Source organism: Sphingomonas sp. Sph1(2015) (assembly GCF_001970915.1).
Taxonomy (GTDB): domain Bacteria; phylum Pseudomonadota; class Alphaproteobacteria; order Sphingomonadales; family Sphingomonadaceae; genus Sphingomonas; species Sphingomonas parapaucimobilis.
Genome location: NZ_MQUI01000021.1, coordinates 1 through 16,730, shown reverse-complemented (window position 1 = coordinate 16,730; position 16,730 = coordinate 1). Strand labels below are relative to the sequence as shown.

The following is a 16,730-nucleotide window of genomic DNA, read 5'->3' as shown; positions in this document are numbered from 1 at the left end:
TTGGACCTACTGATCCATGGTTCAGCCCGTTCAGAACATCGTGATCGTCGGCGGTGGTACGGCCGGTTGGCTGACCGCGGGCGTCATTGCCGCGCGGCACCAGGGGCGGCGGCCGCACGGCTTTACCGTCACGCTGGTCGAGTCCCCTAACGTGCCGATCATCGGCGTGGGGGAGGGGACGTGGCCGACGCTGCGCACCACCCTCAAGCGCATGGGCGTGTCGGAGACGGCGTTTTTCCGCGAATGCGACGCCTCGTTCAAGCAGGGCGCGCGGTTCAACCGCTGGACCACGGGCGCGGCGGATGACGGCTATTACCATCCCCTGATGTTGCCGCAGAGCTTTGCGCAGGTGAACCTCGCGCCGCACTGGCTGACGTCGGAGGATAAGGAGGTCAGCTTCTGCGACGCGGTGACGCCGCAGGGCCGGATCTGCGACGCGGGGCTGGCCCCGAAGACGATCGCGACGCCGGAATATGAGGCGATCGCCAATTATGCCTATCACCTCGATGCGGGCAAATTCGCCGACTTCCTGCGCCGCCATTGCTGCGAGCAACTGGGCGTGCGGCATGTGCTGGCCAATGTCGAGGAGGTGCTGCTGACCGAAAACGGCGACATTCGCAGCGTTCGGACGGCCCAGGCGGGCGAGGTGGCGGGCGACCTGTTCGTGGACTGCACCGGCTTTCGCTCGCTGTTGCTGGGCGAGGCGATGGAAGTGCCGTTCCAGCCGCTGAACGACGTGCTGTTCTGCGACACCGCGCTCGCCATACAGGTGCCCTGTGACGATCCCGAGGCACCGATCGCCTCGCACACCATCTCGACGGCGCAGTCTTCGGGCTGGATCTGGGATATCGGCCTGCCGACCCGGCGCGGCGTGGGCCATGTCTTTTCCAGCAGCCATATCGACCGCGACGACGCCGAGCGTGAGTTGCGCGCCTATCTGGGCGAGGCGGGGCGTGACCTGCCCGTGCGCGAGTTGAAGATCCGGGCGGGGCATCGCACCCGTTTCTGGGAACGCAATTGCGTTGGCGTCGGGCTGGCGGCAGGGTTCCTGGAACCGCTGGAGGCGTCGGCCATCGTGCTGATCGAGCTGTCCGCCAAGCTGATCGCCGAGCAGATGCCCGCCTGTCGCGAGGTGATGGATACCGTCGCCAAACGGTTCAACGAGACGACCTTGTACCGCTGGGGCCGGATCGTCGATTTCCTCAAGCTGCATTATTCGCTGACGAAGCGGACCGACAGCGACTTCTGGCGGGACAATTGCCGCCCCGAGACGATGCCGGATCGGTTGCAGGAATTGATGGAGCTCTGGCGCTATCAAGCGCCGTGGATGCATGACGAATTCGACCGGGTGGAAGAGGTGTTTCCCTCGGCCAGCTATCAATATGTCCTGTATGGCATGGGCCAGCGCACCGACATCGCACCGGGCAGCCTGATCGCCGAGTCGGTCGCCGCCGAACGGGCGCGGCGAGAGAATGACGTGCAGACCGGGCGATTGCTGGCGGGCCTGCCGAAGCACCGCGACTTGATCCGCAAGATCGTGGAGCGGGGCTTGCCGACGATCTGAGAGGTTAGAGTTGAAAGCGATCAGCATTGCACGGTTTTAGCCCCTCCCCTTCAGGGGAGGGGTTGGGGGGGGGCCTCGCCATGGGCGTTTCGCTTGCGGAAGCGCCCCACCCCCGGCCCCTCCCCTGAAGGGGAGAGGTGAGCAGAGTTGATCGTTTTCGACTCTAGGCGTGGCCTTCGACTTCGCTCAGGCTGAACGGATGGTGGGATGTATGGCCTTCCCCTCGCTCCGTTCAGCCTGAGCAAAGTCGAAGGCCAAGGCATTACCGCCCCGACAGGGTGAAGCTGTCCACGTCCATCCACCCGCCTTTCGGACCTGGATTGTAGCAGAACAGCGCATATTGCTGTCCCTGGAACGTCCCCGTCCGCCAGTCGAACGCGAGTGGGAAGTCCGCGCCCAGAGCCTGCCAGTCCCGCCCGTTGACGCTATAGGCGACACTCGCGCGGTCGGTCTTGAAGTCCATGTCCGTGCGCAGGAACAGCTGGCTTGCCGTCACGGGCCGGGCATCAACGCGAAGATCGGTCTTCTGCGTCGTGCCCTTTTCGGCCGCGACATCCTCGATCACCCGCATGGTCAGGGTCAGCCGCCCATCGCCACCCCGGCCGATAGCGATATGGCCGCTATATTTGCCGAAGGTGCCGAAGCCGCACTGGTCGCCGCTGCGGATATGCGTCGTGTCGATCGCCACCGTCCCCCGGCTGAACGGCCCTTGCCCCTTTTGCAGCAGGGTGTTGTGCGCGCTCCACAAGGCGGGGGCCTGCCCCGCACGCAGCCGCATCCAGCCCGGCCGCTCGGTCAGCGACCAGTCGCTGGCGACGGGATTGTGGTTCCACTGCCATTGCAGGCCCAGCGTCCGCGCGGAGAAGTCGTCCGAGGCGGGCAGGGTGCTGACCTTCTGGCCCTGGATCGGCTTGGTCGCGGTGGCAGGGACGCGGCCCGGCGCGTCCGGCGTGCCCCAGACCGGCCAGCCGTCCTTCCAGAAGACGGGGCTGATATTGGTCATCCGGCCGACCGCGCCCGCATCGACCATGACGAAGCCATAATCGGTGCCGTCGGGCAGGTCGACGATCGCGCCCTGATGGCCGCCGGTCTTGTCGTCGATCTGGTCGCGCGTCTCCCATGGCCCGAACAGGCTTTTGGCGCGTGAGACGATCATGCCCAGCCGCCGGGGAATGGCGTTGAACATGTAGTAATAGTCGCCGCGCTTGACGAGCTTCGAACCCTCCGCGCCCTTGTTGTAATAGACGACGCGCTTGTCGGTCACGGTGCGCAGGTCATGGTCCAGGCTAAGAAGTGTGTTGGTGCCGTCCGAGCCGACCGAAGTCATGATATAGGCGCTGCCATCGGTGTCGAAGAACAGGCCCGGATCGAAGGCGGCTTCGCCTATCCGGTTCATTTCCCAGGGACCGCGAATATCCTTCGAGCGATAGATACGCGTCTTCTCGCCCACCGGCGTCACCGCGATGTAGAAGACGCCGTTTCGGTAGCGCAGACTGGGCGCGAAAATACCCTTCCGATATGCGCCGCCGTCCTTCAGATCATATTGCGGCATCCCCTCCAGCCGGTCGATGACATGGCCGACGAAGCGCCAGTTCACCAGATCGCGTGAGGTCATGATGGTCAGGCCGGGCACGTTCGCGAAGGTCGTGGTGATGAAGTAGAAATCCTGTCCGACCCGGATTATGTCGGGATCGGGATAATCGGCATAGAGCGGCGGATTGGCATAGGTGCCGTTGCCGCGATCCGACTGCCAGACCTGCGCTCCGGCTAGAGCGGGCAGTGTGGCGAGCAGCGCCAGAGGAAACCACCTCATTTCGGATTGTACACATAAGGGCCGACCACCGTGCCGACGAACCCGCCCGCGCGCGCGGTGCTGAGGAAGCGGGTGTCGAGATCGTTTTTCAGCGTCGCGCGCTGGCCGCCGCTCTCATAGTCGAAAGCCATCGTCCCGCCCTTGGCATGGAGGGTCAGCGTCACCGGCCCCTTGGGGGCGAAGGGCACGGAGGCGATGAGCGTCTCCGGCGCCGTCTCGTCGCGCGTGTTCTTCCCCTCCCGCTTGTAGAGCGCGATGCGGGGCTGGCCGTCGATGCGGGTCAGGCCGAAGAACAGATAGGCATAGTCGTTCTGCATCGCGACCAGCCCGGCCCGCGCGCCGTCCTTGCTGGGCATGAAGCGCAGCGTGGTCGAGACATCGGCGATGGCATGTTGCTGTCGCCGCCCGACAAAGCCCGGCACGCCCTGCCGGTCACCCAGCGCATCGCCGCCCTTCATCGTCAGCGCGCCGTTCGCGACCGAATAGAAGGGCGCCTTGGGCGTCCGCACACCGATCCATTGCATCGCCAGCCGGTTGCCGTCGAACTCATCGGTGTAGCCGAAATCGCCGCTGGTCGGCAGCTTGGGCGCGGGCGATGAGGGCAGGTTCGGGACCTTGTGGGTCCAGGGCACCGTCTTGCCGTGTTCGAGAATGATCGGCCAGCCATCCTTCCACGTCACCGGCAGCAGGAAGGTCTCGCGCCCGATATTATAATAGTCGTCGGCATAGGGCCGCGTCGCCAGGAAGGTCGCCCACCAGTCGCCATTCTGCGTCTGGACCAGCTCGGCATGGCCCGCCGCGCTGATCGGATGCGGGCGCTTGGGATCGAGATCGCGCTGGGTCAGGATCGGGTTATTCGCAAAGGGCACATAGGGGCCGCGAAGCGCTTTCGAGCGCAGTACGACCTGCGAGTGATTGACGCTGGTGCCCCCTTCGGCGGCGGTAAGATAATACCAGCCGTCCTTTTTGAAGATATGCGGCCCCTCGATCCAGACGGGCTTTTTGGAAAGGTCGACGCCGCCATTGACCAGCTGCGTGCTCTCGCCGACCATCTTGCCCGCCCGCCAGTCATATTCCTGGATCCAGATGGCGCGGTGGCCATCATAGCGCGGTGTCTCATTGGGCGCGCGGTTGTTGACGATATAGGCGCGGTCGCCCTCCCAATAAATGGAAGGGTCGATCCCCTCGAACGGCAGCCAGATCGGGTCGGACCAGGGACCGGCGGGGTTCTTGGCGGTGATGACGAAATTGCCCCGGCACTGGACGCAGGTGTTGACGATGTAGAAGGTGCCGTCGTGATAGCTGATGTCGGGCGCGAACACCGCTTCCGATACCGACCGCCCGGCAAAATCCAGCTGCCCCGGCCGGTCGATCGCATTGCCGATCTGGGTCCAGTGGACGAGGTCGGTCGAGTGGAAGATCGGCAGGCCGGGGAAATGCGCGAAGGACGAGTTGACGAGATAATAGTCCTTGCCGACCCGCGTCACCGACGGGTCGGGGTAATAGCCCGCTATGATCGGGTTCATATACTCGCCCGCCTGGGGCTTCGCCTGCTCGATCGAGCGGCCCTGATAGGTGAAGCGGTCGAAGGTCGCGGTCTGGGCGGACGCCGTGCCCGTCATGGCCAGCGACAGGGCCAGGGCGGCGAAGGGCAGGCGGATCATGCGATGGACTTTCGGACGGGGGCGGCGCTGAGCGCGGCGGCGATGGCGGCGCGAAGCGGCTTGGGTTTCAGCGCATCGTCATAGGGCAGGGGACGCTGCGGCAGGCCGTCGGCGCGCGGAGCGAAGCCGTTCAGCCAGCTATGCTTGTCCCATAGGCCCCAGCACAGCAACTGGTCGAGCTGCGGATAGGACAGCATCATGTCGAGATAGCTCTTGGCGACCGCCGCCACCTGCGCGTCGCGCTGCGCGATATCCTTCGGCATCTCACGGTCGTTGATGTCGAATTCGGTGATGAGCAGGCGATAGCCCATCGCCGTGACGCTATCGAGGAAACGCTTCCACTCGGCACGCTGGACTTTCGAGTGGCTGCCGTCATTGCCCAGATGGCTCTGGATGCCGAGCGCGTCGACGGGGACGTTCTCCTTGCGGAACCGCTCCAGCAGGCGGAGCACGCCCGCGCGATGCGCCTCGTTGCGGACCTCCCACGACATATAATCATTATAGACGCGCTGGGCATGAGGCGCATGTTCGCGCGCGGCTTCATAGGCGATCTTGAACACGTCGAAGCCCAGCGCCTTGTCGAACACCGTGCCCCGGACCTCGCCCGTCTTGGGATCGATCGTCTCGTTGACCACGTCCCAGCTATAGATCTGGTCGCCGAAATGCCCCGCGACGGCGGCGATATAGCGGCGCAGCCATTTTTCCGCGCCGGTCTTCGTCACCGTCTCGGCCAGCGCGGGCGAGATATATTTCTCGTAATTCCAGAGGAGCGTGTGACCGCGCAGCTTCATGCGGTTGTCACGGGCGAACCCGGCGATGCGGTCGGCGGGGCCGAAGTTCAGCCGTTCCGGGTCATTGCCCAGCACATAGACCTTCATCTCGTTTTCGGGGACCAACACCCCGCATTCGCGCGCGACGATCGCGCCGTAGCCCGGATCGTTGATCGGCGACCCTCGGCCCGCATTGATCGCCGTGCCGAACAGGATGCCCTTCTGCGCCGCCAGATCGCGCAGTGACGGCGCACCTTGCGCCCATAGCGAGATGGGTAGCGCTCCCATCGCTAGGCCGCCTGCGATCCCGGCCAGTTGCTGACGACGCGTCAGCGATGGCCCCTGCCAATTGGGTTTCATCACCCTCTCCCTTATCCTTTGCCGGAACTTTTGCATGGCCTGCGTCAAACGGCAAGGCCATGTAAGTCGGGGCGAATGTTGGTCAGCCGGTCAGGCGCGCATCGGCCCATATGACGGGCAGCGCTGCGTCGGGAGCGCTATCGGCGCGCGTGACCAGCTCGATCAGTTTGCGGCCGCGCACGTCCGCCTCGACGGCCACCGGCGCTTCGTTGAGCGCGACCGGGCGCGAGCGGGTGAGGAGTTTGCCGTCGCCATAAACCTCGAACACCACCCGCCGTCCGCGCGCGGTGGCGGAGTCGTCGATGCCGACCATGGCGTCGAAGCGCGCCTGGCCGCGATTGCGCACCTCCAGCCGCGAATTGGCGAGCACGCCGATCCCGGTGTCATAGACCTTTCCGCTCAGCCGCAACGGTCGCCCGAACGGGGTGCGATCGGCTTGCGCGCCACCCCATCCGGCATATTGCGGGAAGTCGCCCGGCCCCTTGCTGCCGCCCCAGGGGCTGAGTTCGTGATGAATGGTCGGATCACCCTCCGGCGTGGCGATGCCGTCCTCGGCGGGGTTCACGTCGCTGGGCGCCTCCGACAGATAATGGCCGTCCGCCAGACGGTGCGTGCCGGTCACACGGTAGATCAGGGTCTGATGCGGGGCGAGGGTCAGCTTGGTTTCGCCCGAAAACCGGCTCTTCGCGCCGGTCCACAGGTCGGTCATGGCGACATCGCCGCGCAGCTTCAGGTGATCGGCGGTGAGGACCGGCTGCACCGGGGCGGCGGTGCGGTTGAGGATCGCCACCGCCTTGTCGCCATTGGCCAGGCTCTTCACGAAGATCTGCACGTCGTCGGACAGATAGGCGGGCACGGCCTGGTTCGCGCCCGCATCCTGATTGAGCGCGATGATTGCCCGGTTGCCAAGCAACGCGATCTGTTCGGCATTGGCCTTGCGCAGGTCGAAGCCGATCAGCAGCGGCGCGTTCATCATCGCCCACATCGCGAAATGCGACCGCGCCTCGGTCATGTGGTTGGCGTCGAACTCGCCCGAGCCGATGAACAGCATGTCCGGGTCGTTCCAGGTGTGCGGATGGGCATAGAGCGCACGGCTGGCACTGGTATCGAGGTTGGTCAGCATCCGCGACCAGTGCGCGGTGATGTCGTCGCTGGTCCGTGAGACGTTGCCGATCTGCTTGCCCCAGCTGCGCACGTCCGCCGATCCCCACAGGCAGAGCGAGAAGAGATAGTCGCCGTCCGGGTTCTCCCGCTTCAAGGCGCTGGCGACATGATCGTAGAGCGCGCGCACCGCGGGGATGTTGGTGCGCGCGAGGGAGTTCATGTCGATCAGCGGCGTCAACTCGCGATAATCGCCCTTGCGGACATGCTCGCTATCCTTGCCCAGCCCGCGAATGCCGCAGCCGTCGACCTTGATATAGTCGAAGCCCCATTCGCGGAAATAGAGCGCGATATCCTGGTCGATATGGCCGTACAGCCCGACCTCGCGCTCGGCGATGGTGCCCTCGGGCTGGTTGGCGAAGTTCGGGGTATAGACCTGGCCGCAACTGTTACGCCCGATATCGGAATAGATGCCCGCCTTGAACCCCATTGCGTGAAGCCGGTCGGTTAGCGGGCGAAAGCTGGTCTGCTGGTTCGGGCCAGTAGCGGCCGAGGGAAATTTATCGGCGCGGATGACCATGCGGCCATCCGGCTGGCGACGGCGCAGCCACCAGCCGTCATCGATGTTAATATAGCGATAGCCCGCCTCGCGAAGGCCCTTGTCTACGATCAGCCTGGCCGAGGCCATGACCTTTTCCTCGTCGAGGTCGCTGTTGAACGCGTTCCAGCTGTTCCAGCCCATCGGCGGCAGCGCGGCCTGTCCGCCCTGATTGGCGCTCCATCGGCCGGTCGGGGCCAGCGGGTCGGTCTTGCCCGCCGCCAAGGCTGGTCCGCAGGTCATCCAGGCGATGGTGATAGCGCTCGCGAAAGCCCTGGCGATGATGGGCCGCATAATGATCCTCCCCGTAATGGTCTTTGGGTGATCTTGTCGGACTAAAAAGGGACTGTCCACCGCCCGACGACGGAAAAGCCGTATGAAAATCGAATGCTGGACGATGACGGCTTTCGTGATACCGTTATCAAAAATCGGGTTTCAGGGGAGTGATTTGGCATGAAGGCATGGCCTGCGGCAATCCTGTCGGCTCTGGCGCTATCGACCTCCGACATGGTGCTGGCGCAGCAGCAGGCGGCGGCCGGTCCCGAACAGGCCGAGGCGCTGGCGGCGCGGCTGGTCGGCCGGATGACGACCGACGAAAAGCTCGGCCAGTTGCTCAACACCGCACCCGCCATTCCCCGGCTGGAGGTGCCTGCCTATAACTGGTGGACGGAGTCGCTGCACGGTGCGCTAGGTCCGGTGCCGACGACCAATTTCCCCGAGCCGGTCGGGTTGGCGGCAACCTTCGACGATGCACTGGTCGGCCGCACGGCGCAGGCGATCAGCGCGGAAGTGCGCGGCCTTCACGCGCTGGCACGAACGACGGGGCGGATGGGGCGGATCGGCACCGGACTGGACACCTGGTCGCCCAACATCAACATTTTTCGTGATCCCCGCTGGGGGCGGGGGCAGGAGACGTACGGCGAAGACCCGTATCTGACCGCGAGGATGGGCGTCGCCTTCGTGCGCGGGCTGCAGGGCGACGATCCGGCACGGATCGACGTCGTCGCCACGCCCAAACATTATGCGGTGCATAGCGGCCCGGAATCGACCCGGCATGAGGCCAATGTCTATGTTTCGCAGCATGATCTGGCCGACACCTATCTCCCTGCCTTTCGTGCCGCGATCGTCGAGGGCGGGGCGGGTTCGATCATGTGCGCCTATAACCGGATCGACGGCCAGCCCGCCTGCGCCAGCGACCTGTTGCTGAAGGATACTCTGCGCGGACGCTGGGGCTTTCGCGGCTATGTCGTGTCCGACTGCGACGCGGTGAAGGACATCGCCGCCAACCATCACTATGCCCCCGATGCGGCGAGCGCGGTGGCGGCGGCGATGCGGGCGGGCGTCGACAATGAGTGCAACAATGCGACGCTGACCGACACGGACGGGCTGACCAATCCGTATCGCGAGGCGCTGTCGCGCGGGCTGATCTCGGTCGCCGACATCGACCGCTCGCTGACCCGGTTGTTCGCCGCACGCTATCGCACTGGCGACCTGCCGGGGCTGCGCCCGCTGTCGACCCAGACCAGTTCGCCCCGCGACATCGACACGCCGGCCCACCGCGCGCTGGCGTTGGAGGTAGCGGAGAAGAGCCTCGTCCTCCTCAAGAACAAGGGCATCCTGCCGCTCAAGGCCCATGCGAGGATCGCGGTGATCGGCCCGCTGGGCGATGCGACGCGGGTGTTGCGCGGAAACTATTCGTCCTCGCTGTCGGGGCCGCGGATTTCGGTGGTCGAGGGGCTTCGTCAGGCCATGCCGGGCGCGCAGGTGCGCTATGTGCCCTTTGGCGAAACCTATACGGACGGCGATCCGATCCCGACGACCGCGCTCCAGACCGAAAGCGGCGAGCCGGGCCTGACGGCGCGCTATTACAACGTCGTCGGTCGCATACCCGACCGCTTCGCCCCCGGCGCGCTGAACGACTGGCTGAAGACCGCCAAATTCGAGGATCGTCCCGTCGTCACCCGCGTCGAGGCCAACGCCGCCTCGCGCAGCCTGGACCTGTCCTTGGTCCGCGACGTGCACCGCGCGGTGTGGACGGGCTACGTCGTCCCGCCGGAGACGGGGCGCTACCGGCTGGGCATCGCAGGCTTCAACGGCGCGATGCGTTTCGACGGGCAGCCCTTTGTCGATCTGACCAAGGCATCGTGGAACAGCCTGCCGACGATGAAGACCGTCACGCTGGAAAAGGGGCGGCGCTACCCGATCACCGTCACGACCGAGGCGCGCATCCTGACAGGCATCAATCTGGTGTGGAAGCGGGTTTCGGACGATCCCGTAGCCGAACTGCGCGCGGCGGCCAAGGCGAGCGACGCGCTGGTTGCGGTCGTCGGCCTAACCTCCGATCTGGAAGCAGAGGAAGCGCCAATCGCGGTCCCCGGCTTCAAGGGCGGCGACAAGACGACGCTCGACCTGCCCGCCGACCAGCAGGCGCTGCTCGAACAGGCCAAAGCGACCGGCCGCCCGCTGATCGTCGTGCTGATGAACGGCAGCCCGGTGAACCTCGCCTGGGCCAAGGCGAATGCGGACGCCATCGTCGAGGCTTGGTATCCGGGGCAAGCGGGCGGACTGGCGGTCGGCCATGTCCTGTCGGGCAAGACCAACCCGGCGGGTCGCCTGCCGCTGACCTTCTACCGCTCGGTCGAGGATCTGCCGCCGTTCGGCGACTATGCGATGAAGGGGAGGACCTATCGCTACTTCACGGGCACTCCGGTTTACCCGTTCGGCTATGGCCTGAGCTACACCAGCTTCGCCTATGCGCCGCTGTCGGTGAAGCCCGGTGCGGACGGCAGCATGACCGTCACGACCGAGGTGCGCAACACCGGCCGCCGCGAAGGGGACGAGGTGGCACAGCTCTATCTCAACTTCCCCAGGGTCGAGGGCGCACCGCGTGTCGCCCTGCGCGGGTTTCAGCGGGTGCATCTGGCCCCCGGCGAACGCCGGAGCCTGACCTTCACGCTCAGCCCGCGTGACTTGAGCGCGGTGGACGCCGATGGCCAGCGGCTGGTGATGAAGGGCGACTATCACGCTTCGGTCGGCTCGGGCCAGCCGGACACGGGCGTCCCGGTGCGCAGCACGCCGTTTCGGATCGATACGGCTACCCCCATCGCGGATTGATCCTCCCCGGCACGGGGAGGGGGAGCATGCGTAGCATGGTGGAGGGGGCTTGCCATAAAGGACGTATCCTGCGGCCCGCCCCCTCCGTCAGGGCTTCGCCCTGCCACCTCCCCTTGCAGGGGAGGAATCAAATCACTTCGTCGCCAGCGCCCGCCCGAAGAAAGGCAGGACCTGCTCCTGAAAGCGCACCCCGATCCGGTTCACATGGTCGCCCTCGTAAATCTCGAACTTGTGGGCGATGCCATAGCTGTCGAGCGCCTCGTGCAGCTTCTGCGCATCGGCCTTCAGCCCGTCCTGCGATCCGACATCCAGCCCGATCGCGCGATAGCTGCGCAGGGGCGTGACATATTGGTCGACGAAGGCCAGCGGGGTGTTGGCCAGCCACTTGGCGACGATATCGTCTCGCACCTTGCCGTCCTTGACCGGCAGGTCGAGATAGAGCGGCGGGTTCTTCGGATTGGGCGACCAGGCGGCCGACGCGGCGAGCATCGCGCGCTGACCCCAGTTCAGCTTGGCGGACTCAGCGGGCGAGGCGAGGCTGGTCAGCAGCTTTTCATCAGTGCCCTCGGGCCGCGCCATCGCGCGCGGCGACAGGCAGCAGGGGCTCATCATATAGATCGCCCCGTACATATCGGCATGCTTCATGCCGATGCGCGCGGTGCCATAGCCGCCCATCGAATGACCGGCGAGGCCGCGGGCTTCGCGGCGCGGAATGGTGCGATAGCGTGCATCGATCGCGGCGATCAGGTCGTGGCTGATGAACCGCTCGAAATCACCGACCGTCTGCGAGGAGGAATACATCGACCCGTTGTGCATCGTCTTGCTGTCGGGAAAGACCAGGATCATCGGCGGAACACCGCGCGCGAACGCCCCCTCGACCGAGGCGGGGACATGGATTTCCTTGGTCCACTGGTCCGCGCCGATCGAATAGCCGTGCAGCGCATAGACGACCGGATAGCGACGCGTGCGGTTCCTGGCATAGTCGGGTGGCAGGACGACGATGACGTCGCGGTCGTCGCTGTTGCCCTCCAGATTGCCCTCGATCGCGGCGGAATGGACCTTGATCCGTTCGACCGTGACCGGCTTGGCGCCGGGCACGACGGTCGGAGACTGGGTAGCCATCTGGGCAGGCGCGGCCGCAATGGGCAGCAGCGCGACCCCGGCGGCGAGCAGCCATTTGGCAGGCGAAAAGCGAAGGGCCATGCGGGTCATCCTCTGTCCTGAAAACGCGCCGACATGGGGTGTCGGTCTTGTAGGGGGCGACCCGCGAGGGAAGGGGCGGGGTCGGATATCGTTACCAACAATGCGGGGTTTATATTGTCAAGCGGCCGTATCGGCGCTGGATTCCCTTGGCCTTCGACTTCGCTCAGGCTGAACGAGGTTTGGTGGCTTGGGCATAATCCTTCGCTCCGTTCAGCCTGAGCGAAGTCGAAGGCCACGCTCCCACCTGTCCCATCGCAAAACGCCCAACCGGCCTTGCATCCCTCATCCTGATAGCGCTATCGTGCCTGCAAAGCTCCGAAGACGGGGCGCTTGGAGAGGAAAAGCGATGAAGCGCTTGATGATGGCCAGCCTTGTGCTGGGTCTCGGCACCGCGGCCTGCGGGACGCAGCATACGGCCGACAATACCGTGGCGGAAAACACGACGACGGCGTCGAACGATGCCAACCCGACCTCGCCCGATGGTCGCCATTATCTCTCGCAGCCGCTGGTGCGCGAGATCTTCACCGCCGATCCGTCCGCGCATGTCTGGAGCGACGGCAAGCTCTATATCTACCCCAGCCATGACGTGCCGACCGACACGCCGAACGACGATCTGGGCAATCAGTACGCGATGCGCGACTATCGTGTGCTGCGCATGGACGAGCCGGGCGGCAAGGTCATGGTCGGCCCCGTCGCGCTCGATGTGAAGGACGTGCCCTGGGCCTCGCAGCAGATGTGGGCGCCCGATGCCGCCTATAAGGACGGCACCTATTATCTCTATTTCCCCGCGCGCGATAAGACCAAGGACAAGAACGGCCTGGGCGCGTTCCGCATCGGCGTCGCCACCTCGAAGAACCCGATGGGTCCGTTCAAGGCCGAGCCGGAGGCCATCCCCGGCAGCTTCTCGATGGACCCGGCCGTCTATCAGGACACGGACGGCACCGCGTACATGTATTTCGGCGGCATCTGGGGCGGCCAGCTTCAGCGCTGGAAGGACGGCAAATATGATCCGAACGGCAGCGATACCGACCTGAAGCAGGACGACCAGCCCGCCATCTCGGGCAAGATCGCCAAGATGAACCCGGACATGAAGACCTTCGCCGAAACCCCGCGCGACGTCGTGATCCTCGACGAACAGGGCAAGCCGGTGCTGGGTGGCGACCATGACAAGCGCTTCTTCGAGGCGTCCTGGGTCTTCAAGCGCGACGGCAAATATTATTACACCTATTCGACCGGCGACACGCATTTCCTGAACTATGCGATCGGCACCAGCCCTTATGGCCCGTTCACCTATAAGGGGCATATCCTGAAGCCGGTGCAGGGCTGGACCACCCATCACTCGATCGTGGAGTGGAAGGGCAAGTGGTGGCTTTTCTACGCCGATACTCAGTTGTCGGACAAGAACCACCTGCGTAACGTCAAGATGACCGAGTTGAAGTTCAACCCGGACGGGACGATCCCGACCATCGACCCGTTCGTGAAGTAAGGACGACGATGTTCCTAGGGATCGATATCGGCACGTCGGGCGTGAAAGCCGTCGTGCTGGACGAACATGGCGCGGTGGTAGGGCAGGGGACGGCGGCGCTGACCGTGCAGCGTCCCCAGCCGCTCTGGTCCGAACAGGACCCGGAGGCCTGGTGGCAGGCGACGACCGCCGCCGTCCGCGCGATCGACCCGGCGGTGCGCCGGGCGGTGCGCGGCATCGGGCTTGCCGGGCAGATGCACGGCGCCACCTTGCTGGGCGCGGACGATCAGGTGCTGCGGCCCGGCATCTTGTGGAATGACGGGCGCAGCGAGGCCGAATGCGCGGAATTGGAGGCCAAGGCCCCCGATCTGCACCGCGTCGCGGGCAATCTGGCGATGCCGGGCTTCACCGCGCCCAAGCTGCTCTGGGTCGCGCATCACGAGCCGGAAATCTTCGCGAAGATCCGCACCGTGCTGCTGCCCAAGGATTATGTTCGGCTGCGCATGACGGGTGAAAAGGCGTCGGATGTGTCGGATGCGGCGGGCACGCTCTGGCTGGACGTCGAACGCCGCGAATGGAGCGACGACATCCTCGCCGCCGCCGGCCTGACCCGCGAACAGATGCCGCAGGCGGTCGAAGGCACGGCGCAGACCGGCAAGCTGCGCGCCGAGGTGGCGGAAGCCTGGGGCATCGACCAAGTGCCGGTCGCGGGCGGCGGTGGCGACAATGCCGCCGGGGCTGCGGGCGTGGGCGTGGTCAAGGACGGCGACGCCTTGCTGTCGCTGGGCACCTCGGGCGTGATCTTCGCCGCGACCAAGGAATTCCGCCCCAATCCGGCGGGCGCGGTCCATGCCTTCTGCCACTGTCTGCCGGGCGTCTGGCATCAGATGTCGGTACACCTGTCGGCGGCGGCCTGCATCGACTGGGTCGCGCGGCTGACCGGCACGCCGGGTGCCGCCGAGCTGTTCGCGCGCGCCGAAAGCGTCGGTCCGGCGAGCGGTCCCGAAATCTTCCTGCCCTATCTGTCGGGCGAGCGGACGCCGCATAACGATGCCGAGGTCCGCGGCGCCTTCCTGGGCCTCGACCACGACACCACGCCGGAGCGGCTGGCGCAGGCGGTGCTGGAAGGCGTGGCCTTTGCGCTGGCCGACGGCCTGTCGGTGCTGCGCGATGCCGGGACCGAGCTGTCGCGGCTGTCGGTCATCGGCGGCGGGGCGCGTTCGTCCTATTGGGGACAGACGCTGGCCGCCGCGCTGAACGTCGAACTGGTCTATCTGAAGGGCGGCGAGGTCGGTCCCGCGCTGGGGGCGGCGCGTCTGGCCCAGCTGGCGGTCGATGGCGGCTCGCCCGAAGAGGTCTGCGCGCCGCCGCCCGTCAGCCACAGCATCGCCCCCGACGCCGCGCTCGCCGAGCGTTTCGCCCCGAAGATCGCGCGCTTCCGCGACAGCTATTCCCGTATCACTCCGAGGAACCGTTAAATGGCTACCGACTTTTTCGCCGACATCCCGACGATCCGTTACGAGGGTCCGGACAGCGACAACGAACTCGCCTACCGCTTTTATAACAAGAACCGCGTCGTGCTGGGCAAGACGATGGAGGAGCATCTCCGCTTCGCCGCGTGCTTCTGGCACACCTTCTGCTGGCCGGGTTCGGACGTGTTCGGCGGCGGCACCTTCAACCGCCCGTGGCATGCGGGCGCGAACGACAGCGCGGCCGCGGCGCAGAAGCGTGAGGTGGCGTTCGACTTCTTCTCCAAGCTCGACGTGCCCTATTATTGCTTCCACGACGTCGACGTGATGGCCGATGCGCAGGGCGTGGCCGAGCATCGCCGTTACTTCGCCGAAGCGGTCGATCACCTCGAAAAGCTGCAGGCCTCGTCGGGCCGCAAGCTGCTCTGGGGCACCGCCAACCTGTTCAGCCATCCGCGCTTCGCCGCCGGTGGCGCAACCAACCCGGACCCCGAAGTCTATGCCTTCGGCGCGATGCAGGTCCGCGATGCTCTCGAAGCGACGCATCGTCTGGGCGGTGCGAACTATGTGCTGTGGGGCGGTCGCGAGGGTTACGAGACGCTGCTCAACACCAATATGAAGCGCGAGCTGGACAATCTGGGCCGCTTCCTGTCGCTGGTCGTCGAGCACAAGCACAAGATCGGCTTCACCGGCACCATCCTGATCGAGCCGAAGCCGCACGAGCCGACCAAGCACCAGTATGACTTTGACACGGCGACCGTGTACGGCTTCCTCAAGGCTTATGGCCTCGAGAATGAAGTGAAGGTCAATATCGAGGCGAACCACGCCACGCTGGCGGGCCACACCTTCGAACATGAGATCGCCACGGCGGGTGCGCTGGGTATCTTCGGGTCGATCGACGCCAATCGCGGCGATCACCAGAATGGCTGGGATACCGATCAATTCCCCAACTCGGTCGAGGAACTGACGCTGGCCGTGCTGGAGATTATCCGGGCGGGTGGCTTCACCACCGGCGGCTTCAATTTCGACGCCAAGGTGCGTCGCCAGTCGATGGATGCGGTCGACCTGTTCCACGGCCATGTCGGAGGTATCGACGTCGTCGCCAAGGGCCTGCTCAACGCCGCTGCGCTGATCGAGGACGGTCGCCTGGATGCGATCAAGTCCGAGCGTTATGCCGGTTGGGACGCCGAGTTCGGCCAGCAGATCGGCGGCCTCGACCTCGCCGGGATCGCAGACCTCGCAGAACAGAAGGCGATCGATCCGAAGCCGCGTTCGGGCCGTCAGGAGCGGATCGAAAACCTCGTCAACCGCATCGTTCATTCGGGCAAGTAAGAGGGGGCGGGTATTCGGACCCGCTTCACCTGCGAAAAAGGGGCGCATCCGGCGGTTCGGATACGCCCCTTTTTGTTTGGCCGGATGGCGTGGCCTTCGACTTCGCTCAGGCTGAACGGAGGTTTAGAGTCGAAAACGATCAACTCTGCTCACCCCTCCCCTTCAGGGGAGGGGCCGGGGGTGGGGGGCTTCCGCAAGCGAAACGCCCATGGCGATGCCCCACCCCAACCCCTCCCCTGAAGGGGAGGGGCTAAAACCGTGCAATGCTGATCGCTTT

At 65.3% G+C, this 16,730-nt stretch carries 10 protein-coding genes; 5 read left to right on the top strand and 5 right to left on the bottom strand.

Annotation, left to right across the window (positions count from 1 at the left end; genetic code table 11):
* Positions 1-16: 16 nt before the first annotated feature.
* On the top strand, positions 17-1,564 hold the full coding sequence (locus tag BSZ14_RS10280; protein WP_076710849.1) for a tryptophan halogenase family protein: 1,548 nt from the start codon (positions 17-19) through the stop codon (positions 1,562-1,564).
* 262 nt (positions 1,565-1,826) lie between these two features.
* Here BSZ14_RS10280 and BSZ14_RS10275 read toward each other — a convergent pair whose 3' ends face one another.
* From BSZ14_RS10275 to BSZ14_RS10260, 4 genes are all read right to left on the bottom strand, one after another.
* Positions 1,827-3,377, bottom strand: coding sequence for a glycoside hydrolase family 43 protein (locus BSZ14_RS10275; RefSeq protein WP_076710848.1), 1,551 nt, complete (start codon positions 3,375-3,377; stop codon positions 1,827-1,829).
* A complete protein-coding gene (locus BSZ14_RS10270) occupies positions 3,374-5,041 on the bottom strand; it encodes a glycoside hydrolase family 43 protein (protein WP_076710847.1) in 1,668 nt (555 codons plus the stop codon). The genes BSZ14_RS10275 and BSZ14_RS10270 overlap by 4 nt, the downstream gene beginning before the upstream one ends.
* Entirely contained in the window at positions 5,038-6,171 is a 1,134-nt protein-coding gene (locus BSZ14_RS10265) for an endo-1,4-beta-xylanase (RefSeq protein WP_076710846.1), read from the bottom strand. The genes BSZ14_RS10270 and BSZ14_RS10265 overlap by 4 nt, the downstream gene beginning before the upstream one ends.
* A gap of 82 nt (positions 6,172-6,253) precedes the next feature.
* Entirely contained in the window at positions 6,254-8,113 is a 1,860-nt protein-coding gene (locus tag BSZ14_RS10260; RefSeq protein WP_089413623.1) for an NPCBM/NEW2 domain-containing protein, read from the bottom strand.
* 210 nt (positions 8,114-8,323) lie between these two features.
* On the opposite strand from BSZ14_RS10260, the gene BSZ14_RS10255 reads away from it, so the two are divergent.
* A complete protein-coding gene (locus BSZ14_RS10255; RefSeq protein ID WP_076710844.1) occupies positions 8,324-10,984 on the top strand; it encodes a glycoside hydrolase family 3 C-terminal domain-containing protein in 2,661 nt (886 codons plus the stop codon).
* 132 nt (positions 10,985-11,116) lie between these two features.
* On the opposite strand, the gene BSZ14_RS10250 is transcribed toward BSZ14_RS10255, so the two are convergent.
* Positions 11,117-12,187, bottom strand: coding sequence for an alpha/beta hydrolase (locus tag BSZ14_RS10250; RefSeq protein WP_076710843.1), 1,071 nt, complete (start codon positions 12,185-12,187; stop codon positions 11,117-11,119).
* Positions 12,188-12,545: 358 nt separating this feature from the next.
* Here BSZ14_RS10250 and BSZ14_RS10245 point away from each other — a divergent pair, with 358 nt between their 5' ends.
* From BSZ14_RS10245 to xylA, 3 genes are read left to right on the top strand one after another with little or no spacing between them, the layout of a single operon-like run.
* The gene (locus BSZ14_RS10245) at positions 12,546-13,673 is read left to right on the top strand and encodes a glycoside hydrolase family 43 protein (RefSeq protein ID WP_445190543.1); all 1,128 of its coding nucleotides are present in this window, start codon (positions 12,546-12,548) and stop codon (positions 13,671-13,673) included.
* An 8-nt stretch (positions 13,674-13,681) separates the two neighbouring features.
* Positions 13,682-15,130 carry a xylulokinase gene (gene xylB, locus BSZ14_RS10240; protein WP_076710841.1) on the top strand — a complete coding sequence of 483 codons (1,449 nt, stop codon included), beginning with the start codon at positions 13,682-13,684 and terminating at the stop codon, positions 15,128-15,130.
* Positions 15,131-16,453, top strand: a complete 1,323-nt coding sequence (gene xylA, locus BSZ14_RS10235; RefSeq protein ID WP_076710840.1) for a xylose isomerase — start codon at positions 15,131-15,133, stop codon at positions 16,451-16,453. It begins immediately after the preceding gene.
* Positions 16,454-16,730: the final 277 nt, after the last annotated feature.

Coding starts and splice junctions, on each gene's coding strand:
- xylB (WP_076710841.1), top strand. CDS start 13,682: ATGTTCCTAGGGATCGATATCGGCACGTCGGGCGTGAAAGCCGTCGTG.
- BSZ14_RS10245 (WP_445190543.1), top strand. CDS start 12,546: ATGATGGCCAGCCTTGTGCTGGGTCTCGGCACCGCGGCCTGCGGGACG.
- BSZ14_RS10275 (WP_076710848.1), bottom strand. CDS start 3,377: ATGAGGTGGTTTCCTCTGGCGCTGCTCGCCACACTGCCCGCTCTAGCC.
- BSZ14_RS10265 (WP_076710846.1), bottom strand. CDS start 6,171: ATGAAACCCAATTGGCAGGGGCCATCGCTGACGCGTCGTCAGCAACTG.
- BSZ14_RS10280 (WP_076710849.1), top strand. CDS start 17: ATGGTTCAGCCCGTTCAGAACATCGTGATCGTCGGCGGTGGTACGGCC.
- BSZ14_RS10260 (WP_089413623.1), bottom strand. CDS start 8,113: ATGACCTGCGGACCAGCCTTGGCGGCGGGCAAGACCGACCCGCTGGCC.
- BSZ14_RS10250 (WP_076710843.1), bottom strand. CDS start 12,187: ATGGCCCTTCGCTTTTCGCCTGCCAAATGGCTGCTCGCCGCCGGGGTC.
- xylA (WP_076710840.1), top strand. CDS start 15,131: ATGGCTACCGACTTTTTCGCCGACATCCCGACGATCCGTTACGAGGGT.
- BSZ14_RS10270 (WP_076710847.1), bottom strand. CDS start 5,041: ATGATCCGCCTGCCCTTCGCCGCCCTGGCCCTGTCGCTGGCCATGACG.
- BSZ14_RS10255 (WP_076710844.1), top strand. CDS start 8,324: ATGAAGGCATGGCCTGCGGCAATCCTGTCGGCTCTGGCGCTATCGACC.